Source organism: Akkermansia sp. 54_46, assembly GCF_001917295.1.
Classification (GTDB): Bacteria; Verrucomicrobiota; Verrucomicrobiia; order Verrucomicrobiales; family Akkermansiaceae; genus Akkermansia; species Akkermansia muciniphila.
The window spans coordinates 135011-151228 of the sequence record NZ_MNUD01000032.1; the positions used below are offsets into that span (position 1 = coordinate 135011).

At 56.5% G+C, this 16218-nt stretch carries 12 protein-coding genes and 1 riboswitch; of the genes, 10 read left to right on the plus strand and 2 right to left on the minus strand.

Annotated elements, in window-relative coordinates:
• Positions 1-100: 100 nt before the first annotated feature.
• Both BHW66_RS07000 and BHW66_RS07005 read left to right on the plus strand, forming a co-directional pair.
• Positions 101-1750, plus strand: a complete 1650-nt coding sequence (locus BHW66_RS07000) for a beta-N-acetylhexosaminidase (protein WP_215833658.1) — start codon at positions 101-103, stop codon at positions 1748-1750.
• A gap of 90 nt (positions 1751-1840) precedes the next feature.
• Entirely contained in the window at positions 1841-2989 is a 1149-nt protein-coding gene (locus BHW66_RS07005) for a M42 family metallopeptidase (protein WP_012419915.1), read from the plus strand.
• Between the two features lie 239 nt (positions 2990-3228).
• Here the strand turns inward: BHW66_RS07005 and BHW66_RS07010 are convergent, their stop codons facing one another.
• Entirely contained in the window at positions 3229-3777 is a 549-nt protein-coding gene (locus BHW66_RS07010) for a hypothetical protein (protein ID WP_042447801.1), read from the minus strand.
• A 154-nt stretch (positions 3778-3931) separates the two neighbouring features.
• On the opposite strand from BHW66_RS07010, the gene BHW66_RS07015 reads away from it, so the two are divergent.
• Positions 3932-4480, plus strand: a complete 549-nt coding sequence (locus BHW66_RS07015; RefSeq protein WP_012419913.1) for a ferritin family protein — start codon at positions 3932-3934, stop codon at positions 4478-4480.
• Positions 4481-4708: 228 nt separating this feature from the next.
• Complete coding sequence (locus BHW66_RS07020) at positions 4709-6427, plus strand: phosphoethanolamine transferase (protein ID WP_022197721.1); 1719 nt, start codon at positions 4709-4711, stop codon at positions 6425-6427.
• 51 nt (positions 6428-6478) lie between these two features.
• Here the strand turns inward: BHW66_RS07020 and BHW66_RS07025 are convergent, their stop codons facing one another.
• Complete coding sequence (locus tag BHW66_RS07025; protein ID WP_215833657.1) at positions 6479-8650, minus strand: glycoside hydrolase family 88 protein; 2172 nt, start codon at positions 8648-8650, stop codon at positions 6479-6481.
• Positions 8651-8908: 258 nt separating this feature from the next.
• A riboswitch (cobalamin riboswitch) is annotated at positions 8909-9107 on the plus strand.
• 156 nt (positions 9108-9263) lie between these two features.
• Between BHW66_RS07025 and BHW66_RS07030 the strand changes: the two genes are divergently transcribed.
• The 6 genes from BHW66_RS07030 (at position 9264) to BHW66_RS07055 (ending at position 16181) form a co-directional block, all read left to right on the plus strand.
• Positions 9264-11360, plus strand: coding sequence for a ribonucleoside triphosphate reductase (locus tag BHW66_RS07030; protein WP_012419910.1), 2097 nt, complete (start codon positions 9264-9266; stop codon positions 11358-11360).
• A 53-nt stretch (positions 11361-11413) separates the two neighbouring features.
• On the plus strand, positions 11414-11608 hold the full coding sequence (gene nrdD, locus BHW66_RS07035) for an anaerobic ribonucleoside-triphosphate reductase (RefSeq protein WP_046434355.1): 195 nt from the start codon (positions 11414-11416) through the stop codon (positions 11606-11608).
• Positions 11609-11634: 26 nt separating this feature from the next.
• Positions 11635-12387 carry an anaerobic ribonucleoside-triphosphate reductase activating protein gene (locus BHW66_RS07040; RefSeq protein WP_102758652.1) on the plus strand — a complete coding sequence of 251 codons (753 nt, stop codon included), beginning with the start codon at positions 11635-11637 and terminating at the stop codon, positions 12385-12387.
• A gap of 78 nt (positions 12388-12465) precedes the next feature.
• Positions 12466-14205, plus strand: coding sequence for an SLC13 family permease (locus BHW66_RS07045; protein WP_046434353.1), 1740 nt, complete (start codon positions 12466-12468; stop codon positions 14203-14205).
• Between the two features lie 67 nt (positions 14206-14272).
• Positions 14273-15715, plus strand: a complete 1443-nt coding sequence (locus tag BHW66_RS07050) for an ATP-binding protein (protein ID WP_046434351.1) — start codon at positions 14273-14275, stop codon at positions 15713-15715.
• Positions 15702-16181: a response regulator gene (locus BHW66_RS07055; RefSeq protein WP_022197728.1), complete on the plus strand. Its 480-nt coding sequence runs from the start codon at positions 15702-15704 to the stop codon at positions 16179-16181. Before BHW66_RS07050 ends, BHW66_RS07055 begins: the two co-directional genes overlap by 14 nt.
• Positions 16182-16218 lie beyond the last annotated feature (37 nt).

Below are 16218 nucleotides of genomic sequence, written 5' to 3' on the forward strand. Positions count from 1 at the left end.
ACGGAACAACCGCTATTTTCATGTGCCGGTTTTCTCTGCATTTGCAAAAATAACCTCGAAACGGAATTTTCCCGGAAAATGCCGCGTATTTACGTACGCTATGATTTCCAAGTGTACCTTTTCCGCCACGGTTTTCAGCCTGTTTTCCCTTTGCTGGGGCGCCCCATCCGCTCCGGTTCTCGAAGCGCCCCATATCATTCCCCTGCCCGCCGCCATGCGCGTCCAAACCGGAGAAAGCGGGTTTTCCCTGAAAAACGGCGTCAGGCTCCCGGAAAAAAATCCTCTTTCCAGGCAGGCGGAACGGATTTTCCGCGACAACGGGATCAACACGGCCCTGGTTAAAAACAATGCGGACATCATCTTTACGGAAGACGCTTCCCTGAGCAGGGAAGGCTACCGCCTTGCCGTAACGCCGGATTCCATCTCCATTGCTTCCGGTTCCGTGAACGGAGCCCTGTATGCCCTTCAATCCCTCGTTCAAAGCATCGCTGCCGACAAAAACGGAGCTCCGGCCCTGCCCCGGATGGACGTAAAAGACCAGCCCCGCTTTTCATGGCGGGGCCTGATGGTAGACAGCTGCCGCCACATGATGCCCGTGCGGGACATCAAAAAAGTGCTGGACCTGATGGAACGGTACAAATTCAACACCCTGCACTGGCATCTGACGGACGACCAGGGGTGGCGTCTCCCAATCGCCAAGTACCCCAGGCTGACAACCGTGGGAGGCGCCCGGGCTCAATCCCCCGTCATCGGCAACCGCAACAAGGCAGACGGCACGCCCTACTCCGGCCATTACACCGCGGATGAAATCCGGGAAGTGGTGCGGTATGCCAAAAACCGGGGCATTACCGTCATTCCGGAAGTGGAAATGCCGGGCCACGCCTCCGCCGCCATCGCCGCGTATCCGGAACTGGGCAACACGGACATTCCGGGCTATGCGCCCAAGGTGCAGGAAACCTGGGGAGTGCTTCCCTACACCTTCGCTCCCACGGAAAAAACCTTCCGTTTTCTGGAAGACGTCATTGACGAAGTGTGCGCCCTGTTCCCGGACAGTCCCTATATCCACATCGGCGGGGATGAGGCTCCAAAAAACCAGTGGAAGCAGTCCCCCGCAGCGCAGCAGGTCATGAAGGACAACGGCCTGGCCAACGAGCATGAACTCCAGAGCTACTTCATCCGCCGCGTGGAAAAAATAATCAACAGCCGCGGAAAAAGGCTCATCGGCTGGGATGAAATCCAGGAAGGGGGCCTTTCCCCCACCGCTACCATGATGGTTTGGCGCAGCCAAATGCCGCACATCGCCGCACAAACCCTGGCACGGGGCAACGATATTGTGATGACGCCCAACAGCCACCTGTACTTTGACTATGACCAGGGGCCCGGAAAACCCGCTGCCCCCGAATACGAGACGATTAACAATAATCAGCTGACCTGGCAGCATGTTTACGGACTGGAACCGGTTCCTCAGGGAACGCCCCGGGAACGGGAAAAGCAGGTGCTGGGCTGCCAGGCGAACATCTGGACGGAATATATCCCGAACCTGCCGAAATGGGAATACCATGTCTTCCCCCGCGCCCTGGCGCTGGCGGAAGTTGCCTGGACCCCGCAGGAGCTAAAAAATGAGAAAGATTTCCGTAAACGCCTCGATCGCCAGCTTCCCTTCCTGGACGCCCGCGGCGTCAATTACAAAAGACCGGACAATGGAGCCCCCGCACAGCCGGAGGCCGTCATTACGCGGGAACGCCGTTAAGCACGGCAGACGGGGTCCTGCGGCGCCTCCTTCCGGAGGCCGCATTATGGGCTAGCCAACCTTCATGAAAACCATTACATTGACGGCATTATGAATTTGGAACTGCTTCGTCAGGTTTGCGTGACTCCGGGCGCTCCGGGGTTTGAAGACAAAATCCGCGATTTCATCATCCAGGAAGTGGCCCCGCTGGTGGACGCCGTGCGCGTGGACAACATGGGCAGCGTGATTGCCATCGTGGAAGGCAAAAACACGGAAAAAACCATGATGGCCGCCGCCCACATGGATGAAATCGGGTTCATGGTCCGTCACATCGACGACAAGGGGTTCATCAAATTCCTGCCACTGGGCGGCTTTGACGCCAAGACGCTGACGGCCCAGCGCGTCATCGTCCACGGTAAAAAAGACCTCATCGGCGTCATGGGCGTGAAACCCATCCACGTCATGTCCCCGGCGGAACGCACCAAGCTGCCAGAAGTGACCGACTTCTTCATTGACCTGGGCATGAGCAAGGAGGAAGTGGAAAAATACGTTTCCGTAGGCGACTCCGTTACCCGTGAACGGGATTTGGTGGAAATGGGGGATTGCGTGAACGTCAAATCTCTGGACAACCGCGCCGGATGCTACGTGCTGATTGAAGCCCTCCGCGCCATCAAGGCTTCCAGGAAGAAACCCTCCTGCAACTTCGTGGCCGCCTTTACCGTTCAGGAGGAAGTGGGCCTGAGGGGCGCGCAGGCCGGCACGCTGGACATCCAACCGGATTTCTCCATTGCCCTGGACGTCACCATCGCCTGTGACATTCCCGGAACTCCGGCGCACGACCAGGTTTCCCACCTGGGCGCAGGCGCCGCCATCAAGCTGTATGACGGTTCCGTCATTGCAGACCGCCGCATGGTCAAGTTCATGAAGGCCATGGCAGACGCCAACAAAATTAAATGGCAGACGGAAATGCTGCCGGCGGGAGGCACGGATGCCGGAGCCATGCAGAAATTCGTTCCGGGCGGTTCCATTGCCGGGGCCATTTCCGTTCCCACCCGCAATGTGCACCAGGTTATTGAAATGGCTCACAAAGACGACCTGGACGCTTCCGTAGCGCTTCTGACCGCCTGCGCCATGAACGTGGACAAATGGGACTGGTCCTGGAACTCCGTCAACGAATGCCCGGCGGAAAAACCCGCCAAGGCCGCAAAAACGGCAGCCAAGCCCGCCAAAGCCGCTGCCAAGAAGAAAAAGGCCAAATAACAGGTCTGGCCATTCATTCATCACTACCCGGCAGGCCGCACCGGAAACGGAGGCGGCCTGCCTGTTTTCAGCCTCCTTCAAATGTTCCGGCAAACTCCGGACACCGTCCTCTCCCATTCGGCCAGGCATACCGCAGGTTCCTGCGTCACCCCCCCGGAGGCTTTTTCAGATGGCCCTTCCATAAAAAAATCCTCCGGCATCTCGCAATGCCGGAGGAGAGACAATCCTGAAAAAGAAAGTTACTTGGCGGCGGGGGCGGACGCTTCCTTCTGGGCGGGAGCGGGGGCCGGAACTGCTTCTACCTCCACATCTTCCTCCACTTCCACATCTTCTTCCGGACCGGCAGCGCCAGTCTGCTTCATGGCGTCCTTCAGGGCCTGGCTTCCGTAAAAGTCGGCCTGCTGCAAACGCTGCATGTCAGTCATCATGCCCATGAAAATGGGCAGAAGCTCGGCCTGGCGTGCCTGCATGGCGGCATCCATTTCAGCCTGAACCTTCTGGGCGCTCTTGGAAAGGGCTTCCCCCTTTTCATTGATTTTTGCCATCTTTTCCGCAGCCGCGTCTGCAGTGGCCTTGTCCTTCACCGTGCTGAGCGTGGCGGACATTTCCTTCATCAACGCCAGCATCTGATCAGCGGCTTCCTTCGCTTCCTTGGAAACTTCAGCGGCCGGCGCAACGGGCGCGGCAGGAGTTTCAGCGGCGGGTGCCGGAGCCGGGGCATCCTGGGCGGAAGCCATACCTGCAAATGCCAGGGCACATGCCGAACTAATTGTTACAATGCTCTTCATAACGTTTCCGTTGTACAGGCTCGCCATGCACGCGTCAATGAATCATTGTGTAACGGCTCCCCGTGATGCCGCAGAAAGAGGAATTTGCGTTTTTTCCTCCCTTGAAGGATTTTTTCAGTTGCATCTTTTTAGAATTATTATAAATTTATTTCCGATGACTAAGACCATAGAAAACCTGAAAGCTGCCATTACGGGCGAAAGCACCGCCTCCGCCACTTACGCGGCCTATGCCGCCAAAGCCGCCCAGGAAGGGCAGCCCCTTATTCAGAAATTGTTTGAAGCCGCCTCCAAGGCGGAATCCGTCCACGCCGCCAACCACAACAAGGTTCTGGAAAAGCTGGGAGCAACAATGGAGCCCATCGATATCCAGATCCATGTAGGAACCACCGCCGAAAACCTGAAAGCCGCCATTGCCGGGGAAACCCATGAATTTGAAAGCATGTATCCGGAATTCATCGCTGTGGCGGAAGAAGAAGGGCAGAAAGCCGCCGTCCGTTCCTTCACGTGGGCCACGGAAGCGGAAAAAGAACATGCCGATTTTTATTCCGTCGCCCTGAAGGCCCTGGAAAGCGGAGATACCAGTTCCCTGCCCAGGCAATACTGGATATGCCTGGTTTGCGGAGACACGTTCAAATCTCTGGAAGGCGTGGATGCGTGCCCCCTCTGCGGCACCAAGGCTGAAAAATTCCTCGTCATCGGATAAATTCCGTTTGAGCACCGGAGGCCGTCCTCGGCACCCAGGAACCGCCCGGAACATTCCGGGCGGTTTTCTGTTTTTGCCGCAGCAGTCCATGGAAGAAAACCCTTCCCTTTTTACGGAGGCGGCCCACATCGGAAAAAGCTTCTCCAACATTCTGCTTGCGATTCATTTTAAAACTCTTATAATTTTTCTTCGCTTTAAGCAGGAAGCATTCTTTATCCCTCCTTTGCGATGATCCCTCCCCATGCATCCGCCGGTTCCGCAGAACGGTATCCGTCCGCATACGGCCTGTCGGCCGCTGTCTGCCAGGCTCTGCGCGCCGCGTTCATTCCCCGCCGCATGCGCTGCCTGTGGGCAGCCGGGCTTGCGGCGGCGCTGGCGGCCAATCCCTATGTGCTCAACGATGGCCAAAGCCTGCTGATGAGCAGCATGGGCATCGCCTGCTCCGCATCCCTGCTCTGCGGCACCATTCTTCTCTGCCTGAAATACCGCTTCACCGCCTATGTCCTTCTTCCCGCCATCATTCTGTTCAATGCGGGCCTGTACATGATGCAGATGCGGTACGGATTGGTCCTGAACCTTTCCGTGCTTTCCAGCATGGCGGAGACCAATTTCCAGGAAGCCTGCGCCTTCTGCACCCCCGCTTCCATTGCAGGAACCCTGCTTCTGGCCGGGTTTATCTACCTGGCCATCTACTGGAGCCGCCGTTCCCTGCGCCAAAAAGCCACGTGGGGCGCACTGGCATGCATTTGGGGCCTGTACGCGGCCCTTCTGCTGCTGAGCATTCCGGCAGCCTCCTACAGCTCGGAACCCCTTTATCTTTACTACACGTCTGACAAGGCAAAAGGCTGGCCTCTCGTGGATATTGCAATGACGTGCAAACTGGCGGACGAATACATCACCCAGGATGCGGGGCGTTTCAACACATTGCGGAACCTTCCGTCCTGCGCGGAGCCCCTTTCCCAGTGCGAAGCCCCAGACGACCTGGCCGTGGTTTTCCACATGGGGGAGAGTGTCCGGGGGGACCATCTTCCCCTGAACGGTTACCATCGGAACACAATGCCCCGGCTTTCCAGAGAGCCCAACGTCGTTTCCTTCCCCCATGCCACTTCCTTCGGCATCGTGACCAGAATTTCCGCCATCGGCATGTTTACGGATGCGGAACTGTGCCGCCGCACTCCCGGTCACTCCTCCTTCATTGACCTGTTCAACAAACACGGATTCCGCACCGTCCGTATCATGGACCTGAGCGGAGATTCCATTCATGATTATTCCCTGGGCATCCTGACACGGAACTGCCGTGAACGGAGACAGACGCCGCTCCAGCACCAGACGCCCGGAATGATGCAGGAACGAACTTCCCTGGTCATGGAGGAATCCCTGAAAAACTTCGGCCGCAACAGGCAGCTTTATATCATTTACAATAACGGGAGCCATATGGCGTTCAGCTATCCCGCGCAGGCGGAACGTTTTACCCCGGCATCCTGCAATATGGACGACCCCAAGGCCCGTCTGGAAGAAACCGTCAATGCCTATGACAATTCCATCGTCGACCTGGATGCCTCCATTCACCGCATGATTGCACTGTTGAAGAACAGGCCCGCCATTTATTTTTACTGCTCCGACCACGGCGTAGCGCTGGGAGAGGAAGGAAAAATGTTCCAGGGCCATATCCTGCCGCCTGTTTACCGGCCTGCCATGTTCATCTGGTATTCGGACGCTTTCGCCTCACGCTATCCGGACATGGTGCGCGCCCTGAAAGCCAACCGGCTGAAAGCCGTCTCCCACGACCACATCTTCCATACCCTTCTTTCCCTGGCTTCCATCCGGTCGGAAATCGTCAGGAACGACCTGAATCTGGCTTCTCCGGACGCGCGGGAAACTCCGGCCCCCCTCCAGCCGGAAACGCTGGCGGAATGGCTGCCCATTCCCGCACCGCCGCAGCCGTAACAAGAGGAAGCCTCCACGCGCTCCGCGAGAAACAACAGGATGCGGCGGCTCCTACCGCACCCGGACTTGCAGAGGATGGCCGATGCACTCCCGGACACGGCGAGCCTCCGCTTCCCAGCCGGCAGCGGACCGAATGGGAGAAGCCTTGTCCCAAACCGCCCCCATGTACCATTCAAAGGGTTCTCCGTTCGCGACCTTCCTGAGCAAGTAGGTACAGCCTTCCGCATCCACCGCACGGCCTTCCGGAACCCAGGGCACGATTACGGCGGTTCCCAGGCATCCGTCATCCTTCCGGGGCCTGCTCCATGCGGTCATCAGGCCGCCGGACTCCCGGTCCTCCATAACCGCTTCATAATCATTTCTGCGCTTTCCGGTATCCATTCCCACACCGGCCTTCACCGTTTCAGTCCCCCGGACGTTCAAGACGCTGCGGACTTTGGAGAAACGGTTTCCCGCATCCAGCGTCACCCTTCGCGTCTCCGCCACACGCACGCCGCCGCCAATGTCCCACGGTGCATAAACCACCTCAAAAGCAGTCTGGACCGGGCCATTGTACAATGTCCGGGCGCTGGCCCAGTTTCTAGACACATGCGGTTTTCCATCCCTGAACACGGCAATGCCGCCGCAGCCCCGCCCCGGACCTACATTGTACATATCCAGTCCCCAACCGTGATCCCGGTGGTAATCCCCCCGTTTGTAAAATTCATTGATAACGGGAGCACCCGCGCGCTTGCTCCATACATCCGTCCCACTGGAAACCAGGCCCTCTCCCTCAGGGGCTGGCCTGGCGACGGCCGGACCGTAAATCCGGTGCGCCGTAAGATCATTTTCCCACGCGAAATCATCCAGCCGCTCCGGTACCGGACGGCTGAAACAGACATCCGCGGAAGGCGCTTCGCCCAAGCAGGAATTCTCCAGAATCCAGAAATCACGGATCGTCCCGGGACGGAAATTGCTCTGGAACAAAAGGGTATCCGTCGTTCCGTCACCATCCGTATCCGCCAGCTGATGCGGAATAACACGTCCGTGACGGACGTCAAAAACGCGAAGGCCGGCGGCATCACCGGAACCTCCGGACGGCCATGGAACCGACACGGTTTCAGCAGGGCGGAACCTGCCCAGGGGATTCGTAACGGTCACGGTCTTTTTCCGCGGATGATCCCGGCCAATGACATATTTACGCAACTCACTCCCGGCCATCAGGTAGGCCCCTGCGCCGTACACCTCCGTATCTTTCCCGGAATAATGGCCCGGCTTGTCCGCAATAGGCTGCACCCAGCCCAGCGCGCCCTCCTTGCTGACCGCATCACAGGCGGCCTTCCAGGCTTTACGGATGGAGGGAAGGTATTCATCCGCATCCAGATATCCCTGGTTCACTCCCCACAGCATCCCGTACATGATAAAGAGGGTGCCGCTCATCTCTTTCAAGGGAGGTTCGTCCGGATCCAGCAGGCTCGCATGCCAGGAACCGTCGGGCGACTGGCATTTTTTCAGGGCTGCCGCCAGACGTTTAAGCAAGTCTTCATAAAAGGGGCGGGAAGGCCAGTCCGCAGGCATGTCCTGCAAAATAAGAGGCAATCCGGCAATCACCCAGCCGTTGCCCCGGCTCCAGAACATCTTTTTCCCATTTGCCGCCGGAACGGTAAAATAGCGGGAATCCCGGAAAAACAGGCCCTCCTCCCGGTCAAAAAGATAGTCGCAGGTAAGCTTGTATTCCCTATCCATAAACTCCAGATAACGGCGGTCTCCGGTATAGGCCGCCAGTTTTACGAACACGGGAGGAGACATAAACAGGGCGTCCGACCAGCTCCAGCGGTCCTGGCAGCCCGGAGTCAGGAATTGGAGGGAAGCGGAGGAAGGCCGGTTCATCACCTTGTCCAGCACGGCGCGAATCTTTTCAGCTGCGGCGGGATTGCCGTCTTCCATCGCCATCTCCATCCAGGCATGCCCCACGGCATGGTCGTCCGCATGATAATGCCGGTTCAGGGTCTTCCATTCCTGCTCTTCTCCCGCTTTTCTCAGCAACGGCAGCCCCGGCCCTTCCGGAACGGACAGGCCATATTGCACCAGGCCGGAATAAAAGGCACCGTAAGTCCAATGCAGCGGCGAACGTTTTTTGGGATGCTTCGCCTGCCATTCCGCCACCAGCTGAAGATTGTCCCGGATGGTCTTTTCATTCCAGTCTGCGGAAGCCCCGGAAACGGAAGTTCCTGCGGAAAGCATGGAAAGGACCGGCAACAGAAAGTATTTCTTCCATCCATTTTTTGAAAAGGCAAAGAAACGCATGTCATATCATACGGGAAAAGAAGGCTGGAATTTTCTTGTAACAAGAATTTTTCTTTTTCCGCGCTCCTCCAGACCGGGAAAGGAACGCAAGGGCATATATGGTGCCATGACGGAAAAGAAAGCTGTGTTATCAATCATTTTTCTACCGTCATATACCATATATAGCATATGAATAATTATTTAACACATTATTTATACATTTTTCTTGCGGGAGGTCTCTTTCTGTGATTCATTGCGTTCCAGCGCAGGTAACGGAAGACGGTGAAAATCCGTCGCGGACGCGCCGCTGTAACCGGTAGACGATGGACCGGACACTGGCTGCCCAGGCAGCCGGGAAGTCCCCATCACATGTCGCACCGGAAGCCAGAAGACGACCTGATGCTGCCGTATTCCCATCCCGCGGACAGGATGAACATACGCACAGGTCTTCGGCATGCCCTCCCTTTCCGGGAATGCACACATGCGGTCGGCCCCTGCCTATGGTCTTTCCAGGCTTTTGCCCAGGCTCGCGGATGAGCGGTCACCACCCTTTCCAAGCGAGAAACCCACCATGGCAACAAGCATCATCAAACGTTCCGGGAAAAAGGAACAATACCAGGGCTATAAGATTGAAGAGGCCATTAGAAAAGCCTTCCACAGTTCCGGGACCGCCTACAACCGTTCCATCTATGAAGAGGTGGAAGCCAAGCTGAGCCATCAGGACAGCGCGCATGTGGAAGAGATTCAGGACATGATTGAACGCGCCCTGTTCCGCTCCGGATATTTTGACACGGCCAAGGCCTTCATCACCTACCGTTTCCTGCACAAGATGCAGCGCGAACAGCTTGGCGGCCTTTATTCCGGCAATACCTACGTGGACTGCAAGCAGACGGTAGAGGAATATATCGGCCAGAGCGACTGGCGCATTGCCGCCAACTCCAATACCACGTATTCCAATGCGGGGCTCATCAACAACACGGCGGGCAAGGTAATCGCCAACTATTGGCTGGACCAGGTTTACTCCGCACGGGAAGGAGCCGCGCACCGGGAAGGGGATTACCACATCCATGACCTGGATTGCCTGACCGGATACTGCGCCGGATGGAGCCTACGCAACCTGCTCAATGAAGGATTCAACGGCGTGCGCAGCCGCGTGAACAGCAGGCCGCCCCGCCACTTCCGGGAAGCCCTGGGCCAAATGGCGAACTTTCTGGGCATTCTGCAAAGCGAATGGGCCGGCGCCCAGGCCTTCAGCTCCTTTGACACCTTCTTGGCTCCCTACGTTTTCAAAGACCAGACGGACTTCCCCCGCATCAAGAAAGACATCCGCAGTTTCGTCTACAACCTGAACGTACCCTCACGCTGGGGACAGTCTCCCTTTACCAATGTCACAATCGACTGGACTGTGCCGCGCGACCTGCGGGATCAGGCCCCCTTCAGCGGAGGGGAACACCTCTTTGAAGGAATAGAAGACGCGAACCTGCTCGCCCTGGCTAGGGAACGCGGAGCCAACAAGCTGACGGAGCTGACCTACAAGCATTTCCAGAAGGAAATGAACCTGATCAACAAGGCCTTTTACGAAGTTCTTACGGAAGGGGACAGCACCGGACAGCCCTTTACCTTCCCCATCCCCACCGTCAACATCACGGAAGATTTTGACTGGGAAGGGGAAAACGTGCCTCTCCTGTTTGAAAACGCCGCCAAAATCGGTTCCTCTTACTTCCAGAACTTCATCGGCAGCCAGTACACCGTCAATGAACACGGGGAACGCGTGCCTGACGAACGGGCCTACAAGCCGGATGCCGTGCGTTCCATGTGCTGCCGTCTCCAGCTGGACCTGCGGGAACTGCTCAAACGCGGCGGCGGCCTTTTCGGCTCCGCGGAAATGACCGGCTCCATCGGCGTAGTGACCATCAACCTGGCCCGGCTGGGCTACCTGTTCAAGCAAAACCGGGAGGCCCTGTTCGCCAGGCTGGGAGAACTGCTGGATCTGGCCAAATCCTGCCTGGAAAAGAAAAGGGCCTTCGTTCAGGAAATGTACGACCGCGGCCTGTACCCCTACACCAAACGCTACCTGCCCACCTTCCGCAACCATTTCTCCACCATTGGCGTCAACGGGATGAACGAGCTGCTGCGCAATTTCTCCAACGACACAATGGACATCACCTCTGAAGAAGGCAGGGCCTTTGCTGAAGAGATTTTGGAATTCATCCGCTTGCGAATGCAGGAATACCAGGAGGAAACCGGCAATCTGTACAACCTGGAAGCCACGCCCGCGGAAGGCACCACGCACCGTTTCGCCCGCGAAGACCAGAAACGCTATCCTGACATCATCCAGGCCGGCCCTGTGGGGCAGCGTTATTACACGAACAGCTCCCAGCTTCCCGTGGACCACACGAGCGACCTGTTCCGGGCGCTCCAGCTTCAGGACGAACTTCAATGCTGCTACACGGGAGGAACCGTCTTCCACATGTACATGAACGAAGCCATCAGCTCCCCGGAAGCGTGCCGGGACATTGTCCGCAAAGTGCTGACCCGCTTCCGCATGCCGTACCTCACCGTCACCCCGCTCTTCTCCGTCTGCGAAAAGCACGGCTATCTGCGCGGGGAACATGAATACTGCCCCTTCTGCGATGAGGAGCTGCTCCACATCCACAGGCATGAATGAAAATCGTTTTTCCTATAGACGCCCGACTTCAAAACCCAACCATTAATACGACAATGACCAAACAGGAAATATTAAGCAAGTACGCACAGGACCGGACCCGCTGCACCGTTTACACGCGCGTCATGGGCTATCACCGCCCTGTGGAAACTTTCAACGCCGGTAAACAGGGCGAGTTCCATGACCGCGTCCACTTCGTGGAACCGGGCCGCCCCTGTTCCTGCTCCGTCCAAACGGAACAGCCGCGATAATTCTCCCAACAACATATGCGAAGTCGATGGGAACGGGTCGGGGCATAGCAGACATCACGCCGCTCACCTTGCTGGATTTTCCAAATAAGGTGGCCTGCATCTTCTGGCTGAGAGGCTGTAATTTGTTTTGTCAGTACTGTTACAACGTCTCCCTGGTCAGGGGCACGGATTCTCCCGCCGGAGACCGGACGGACTATCTTGATTTTCTCAGAGATCGGGTGGGATTTCTGGACGGGGTGGTCCTGTCCGGCGGCGAGTGCACGCTGTGTCCCGACCTTATCCCTATCTGCCGCAATATACGGCAGCTTGGTTTCGCAGTCAAAATAGACACCAACGGCACCCGGCCCGGCGTAGTGAAAACGCTGGTGGAGGAAGGGCTTTGCGACTACATTGCACTAGATTACAAAGCGCCGGAAAAATTGTTCGGCTCCATTACCGGGCGTCCGGACTTATTTCCCTTCTTTACTCAAACACTGGATTATCTGATCAACAAAAATTTCCCGTTTGAGGTTCGGACGACAATCCACTCCGACCTTCTCGGCGAAAAGGAAATCAACCAGATCAGCGGGGATTTGACGTCGCGCGGCTATAGAGGGACCTACTACCTTCAAAATTTTTTTAATACAGAGGAAACACTCGGCCAAATCAGCGCTCCCGAACGGATGATTGACTTATCCCTGCTGAACACACACATCCCCATAGGGTTGCGCAATTTTCCCATCACAGAGAAAGCTCCAGGCTCCAACTCCGGAAAACAGCAGCCGTCCCCTCTGACATAATTTTTTTAAATAAAAGTTTCTATTTGTAAAATCGGGAAGTACCCTTCCGCCCGCCAACCATATTACCAGTTATTATTCATGAGTGAAACCCAAAACAAGCTGCTCAAGGCAGCTATCAGCCTGGCCGCCGCAGGAGTCGTCTTCTTCCTGCCTTTCGCTTCATGGGGAATCCAATTAAGCCCTATTGAAATCCGCGTCATCGCCATGTTCGTCATGGCGGCGCTCTTCTGGATTTTGGAACCCATCCCTATCTGGACCACCTCCGTGATGGTCATTACCCTGTCCCTGCTGTGCGTCTCCAACGGCTCTCTCTCATTCTTGATGCCGGAGCGCTATGACAAGGCGGCGGTATCCTCCATTCTGGATGACGCCATAGGCAAAGGGATCAATCCGGAGATAGTCGGCAAATTGAAGGAAAATGTCGAAAACCGGTTAAATAAGAAAACCAAGCTGGACGCGGAAGAAGTGAGGATGACCCTGGGGTTCCAGCTCATGGACGCTTATGAAAAAATAGATCTGAACGCACAGGAACTGTCCCGTGAAGGAAAAACGGAAGAAGCCGCCGGGCAGGAATCCATAGCCGCCCAGCTCAAGACCGCGGCCGGGCGCCTGTACAGCAAGGAAATAACCTCGCGCATCCAGGGGCTGCAATTTGTCAACACCATGCAGCAAAAATCCACGATGGCCACCTTCGCGGATCCCATCATCATGCTTTTCCTGGGCGGCTTTTTCCTGGCTGCGGCCGCAACCAAATACAGGCTGGACATGAACCTGGCCAAAGTACTTTTAAAACCCTTCGGCACCAATCCCAAATTCGTACTTCTGGGGCTGATGTCCGTAACGGCCCTTTTCTCCATGTTTATGAGCAATACGGCTACGGCCGCCATGATGCTCGCCATCCTGACGCCGGTGCTGGCCCTGTTCACTCCGGAAGACAAAGGCCGCGCCGCCTTTGCCCTGGCCATCCCCATCGCCGCCAACCTCGGCGGTATCGGAACGCCTATCGGCACGCCCCCCAACGCAATCGCGCTGAAGGCATTGCAGGGTATGGGGCTGGACGTCTCCTTCGGCAAATGGCTCATGTTCGGCATTCCTTTCGTCATCGTCATGATTCTGATTGCATGGCTTCTCCTGCTGTGGCTGTTCCCCATCTCTCAAAAGAAACTGGAACTGCAGGTGGGCGGTAAATTCCTGAGAACCCCCAAGGCCATTATCGTTTACGTCACCTTTGCCGTTACCGTCCTACTGTGGGTAACGGGTAAGGGCGTGCACGGGCTGGACTCCAATACCATCGCCATGATTCCCATCGCCGTCTTTGCCATTACGGAAACCATCACCAGGGAAGACTTGAAGAAAATGGGCTGGGACGTGCTCTGGCTGGTAGCCGGCGGCTTTGCCCTGGGGCTGGCCCTGCAAGACACCGGACTGGCAAAAAACCTGATTGGCTCCATTCCCTTTGCCGAATGGTCCCCCTTCCCGCTCATGGTGGGGACGGGAATCATCTGCCTGTTCATGGCTACCTTCATGAGCCATACGGCTACAGCCTCCCTGCTCATTCCAATTATCGCGGTCGTCGGCGTCAACATGGGTGACAATCTGGCTCCCATGGGGGGCGTTACCGCCCTGCTGGTATCCGTGGCTTTCGCCTCCTCTCTGGGCATGAGCCTTCCCATCAGCACCCCCCCTAACGCCCTGGCTTATGCCACCGGCCTGGTCAGCTCCAGGGGGATGGCCATTTCCGGCGTCATTCTGGGTATCCTGGGCATGATTTTGACCTATGTCATGATGATGATTCTTGCCCAATGCCATGCTTTTTAAGTAAGGTAATGTTCCATGCCGGGACATGTTGCCCCGGCATGGCCAACATCAACGGGAAAAGCGCCATATGATCATTGAACAGGAAGAATTCCAGAAAAAATTAAAACGCATCAATCTGGCGTATTTTTCCGATCCGGACCGCATTATCACCATCAGCAAGGGAAACGCCGTCGTCCGCCAGGGGGAACAGAATAAAAGGCTTTACCTGATTTTATCCGGCAGCGTGGTTTCCTCCCGCCATGTCGTTAAAGAAGACCCGGAAACAGCTTCCACTTCCCACAAAATCTACAAGGCGTTCCGGGCCGGCCCCGGAGACTATTTGGGAGTGCAAAGTTTCTTTTCCGGATGGTTCCGCAGCTCCTCCGATCTCATTGCGGAAACTGATTTGGAACTGGCCTATATCGACACCACCACCCCCGCCGTGGATGTGGAACGCTACGGCACGCTCCTGGAGCAGTTTGTTCCCGCCATTGTCCATGAACTGGCGGCACGCAATACCCGCGTCTTTGACCGCACTGCGGAAAAGGAAGAAGCGCTGCGGATGCTCCACCGTTCTGAAATGGCCGCCACCCTGGGGCAATTATCCGCCGGAATAGCCCATGAGCTCAACAATTCCCTGGGAGTCCTGTCCCGTAAAACAGACTTTGTTTTGGAAACCCTGGACAACATGTTCCGCCAGGAAAACGCCTTCCGGTATACCCTGTACAACAAAGGATTGGAAGGGACTTCCTCCGCATCCACTTCCGAACAGCGCAGGCTGGCGCGCCAGTTTGAAAAAAATTACGGGCTTTCCCAGGACGTGGCCAAGGCCCTGGCCCTGATTCCGGACATACAGAATCAGCCGGAGCTGCTGGACAAACCATTCCTCAGCCAGCTGGAACAAAACCTCCCTTATTGGGAATTGGGTCACGACCTGCATGACATGAAACTGGCTGTCAGGCACGCTACAGCCATTGTCCGTTCCGTTCGCCTGCTGGGGGGAGGCAACACCAGACGGGAAGAAGGAGTAAACGTGGCGGATTCCCTTACGGAAGCTGTTGCTCTGGTCAAGTCCAGTCTGCGCGGCGTTGATTTTGAAATGGTCCTGCCTCCCAGGGACTCCGTGCCCGGCATCTTCGCGGATATGACGGAGCTCGTTCAAATTTGGATCAACCTGCTTCAGAACGCCTGCGACGCGCTGAAAATAGAAAATACCCCCAACCCTGCCATCCACGTAGAATGCCGGGTGGAAAAAATCAGCAGCAAGGACCAGACATCCCATACCACCCGCGAAATTCTGGTCTCCGTCACAGATAACGGCCCCGGCGTTCCAAAGGACCTGCATGAAAAAATTTTCCGTCCCAACTTCACTACCAAAAAGAAGGGGCTTTCCTTCGGCCTGGGGCTGGGGCTCACCATCGTCCGGCGCATTGTGGACAGCTACGGCGGCCGCATCCGCCTGGAGAGCGTGCCGGGCCATACCGTTTTTACGATAATCATACCAACCATCAACAATCATGGAAAAAATTAACATCATTTGCGTGGACGACCAGCCGGAAGTCCTTGACAGCGTTTTGCGCGACCTTCGTCCGCTGAATTCCTGCTTCCGCCTGGAAGGGGTGGAATCCGCATCCGAATGCCGCGAACTGTTGGAAGAATTCGACCAGGACGGAGAACTGACGGGACTGGTTATCTCCGACCACGTCATGCCGGGAGGTTCAGGAGTAGAGTTGCTTGGAGGCATCGCCAAAGACGACCGTTTCGCCGGGACGCGCAAAATCCTGCTGACCGGGCAGGCCACCCATGCGGACACTATCCAGGCCGTCAATGACGCACACATTGACAACTATCTGGAAAAGCCCTGGGATCCCGCCGTTCTCCTTACGACCGCCCGCAAACTGCTGACCAGGTTCATTATGGAAAAGGGCATCGACCATACGCCTTATATGTCCTGCCTGGATCAGGCCACTCTGCTGGATTACCTGCGGAGAAACTGACGCGCCGGAAGAAATATGCCGCGCCCTCCGCTTTCTC

What these genes read in the sequence shown, in the direction of transcription:
- BHW66_RS07000 (WP_215833658.1), top strand. Translation starts at nt 101, where the DNA reads ATGATTTCCAAGTGTACCTTTTCCGCCACGGTTTTCAGCCTGTTTTCC.
- BHW66_RS07005 (WP_012419915.1), top strand. Translation starts at nt 1,841, where the DNA reads ATGAATTTGGAACTGCTTCGTCAGGTTTGCGTGACTCCGGGCGCTCCG.
- BHW66_RS07010 (WP_042447801.1), bottom strand. Translation starts at nt 3,777, where the DNA reads ATGAAGAGCATTGTAACAATTAGTTCGGCATGTGCCCTGGCATTTGCA.
- BHW66_RS07015 (WP_012419913.1), top strand. Translation starts at nt 3,932, where the DNA reads ATGACTAAGACCATAGAAAACCTGAAAGCTGCCATTACGGGCGAAAGC.
- BHW66_RS07020 (WP_022197721.1), top strand. Translation starts at nt 4,709, where the DNA reads ATGATCCCTCCCCATGCATCCGCCGGTTCCGCAGAACGGTATCCGTCC.
- BHW66_RS07025 (WP_215833657.1), bottom strand. Translation starts at nt 8,650, where the DNA reads ATGCTTTCCGCAGGAACTTCCGTTTCCGGGGCTTCCGCAGACTGGAAT.
- BHW66_RS07030 (WP_012419910.1), top strand. Translation starts at nt 9,264, where the DNA reads ATGGCAACAAGCATCATCAAACGTTCCGGGAAAAAGGAACAATACCAG.
- nrdD (WP_046434355.1), top strand. Translation starts at nt 11,414, where the DNA reads ATGACCAAACAGGAAATATTAAGCAAGTACGCACAGGACCGGACCCGC.
- BHW66_RS07040 (WP_102758652.1), top strand. Translation starts at nt 11,635, where the DNA reads ATGGGAACGGGTCGGGGCATAGCAGACATCACGCCGCTCACCTTGCTG.
- BHW66_RS07045 (WP_046434353.1), top strand. Translation starts at nt 12,466, where the DNA reads ATGAGTGAAACCCAAAACAAGCTGCTCAAGGCAGCTATCAGCCTGGCC.
- BHW66_RS07050 (WP_046434351.1), top strand. Translation starts at nt 14,273, where the DNA reads ATGATCATTGAACAGGAAGAATTCCAGAAAAAATTAAAACGCATCAAT.
- BHW66_RS07055 (WP_022197728.1), top strand. Translation starts at nt 15,702, where the DNA reads ATGGAAAAAATTAACATCATTTGCGTGGACGACCAGCCGGAAGTCCTT.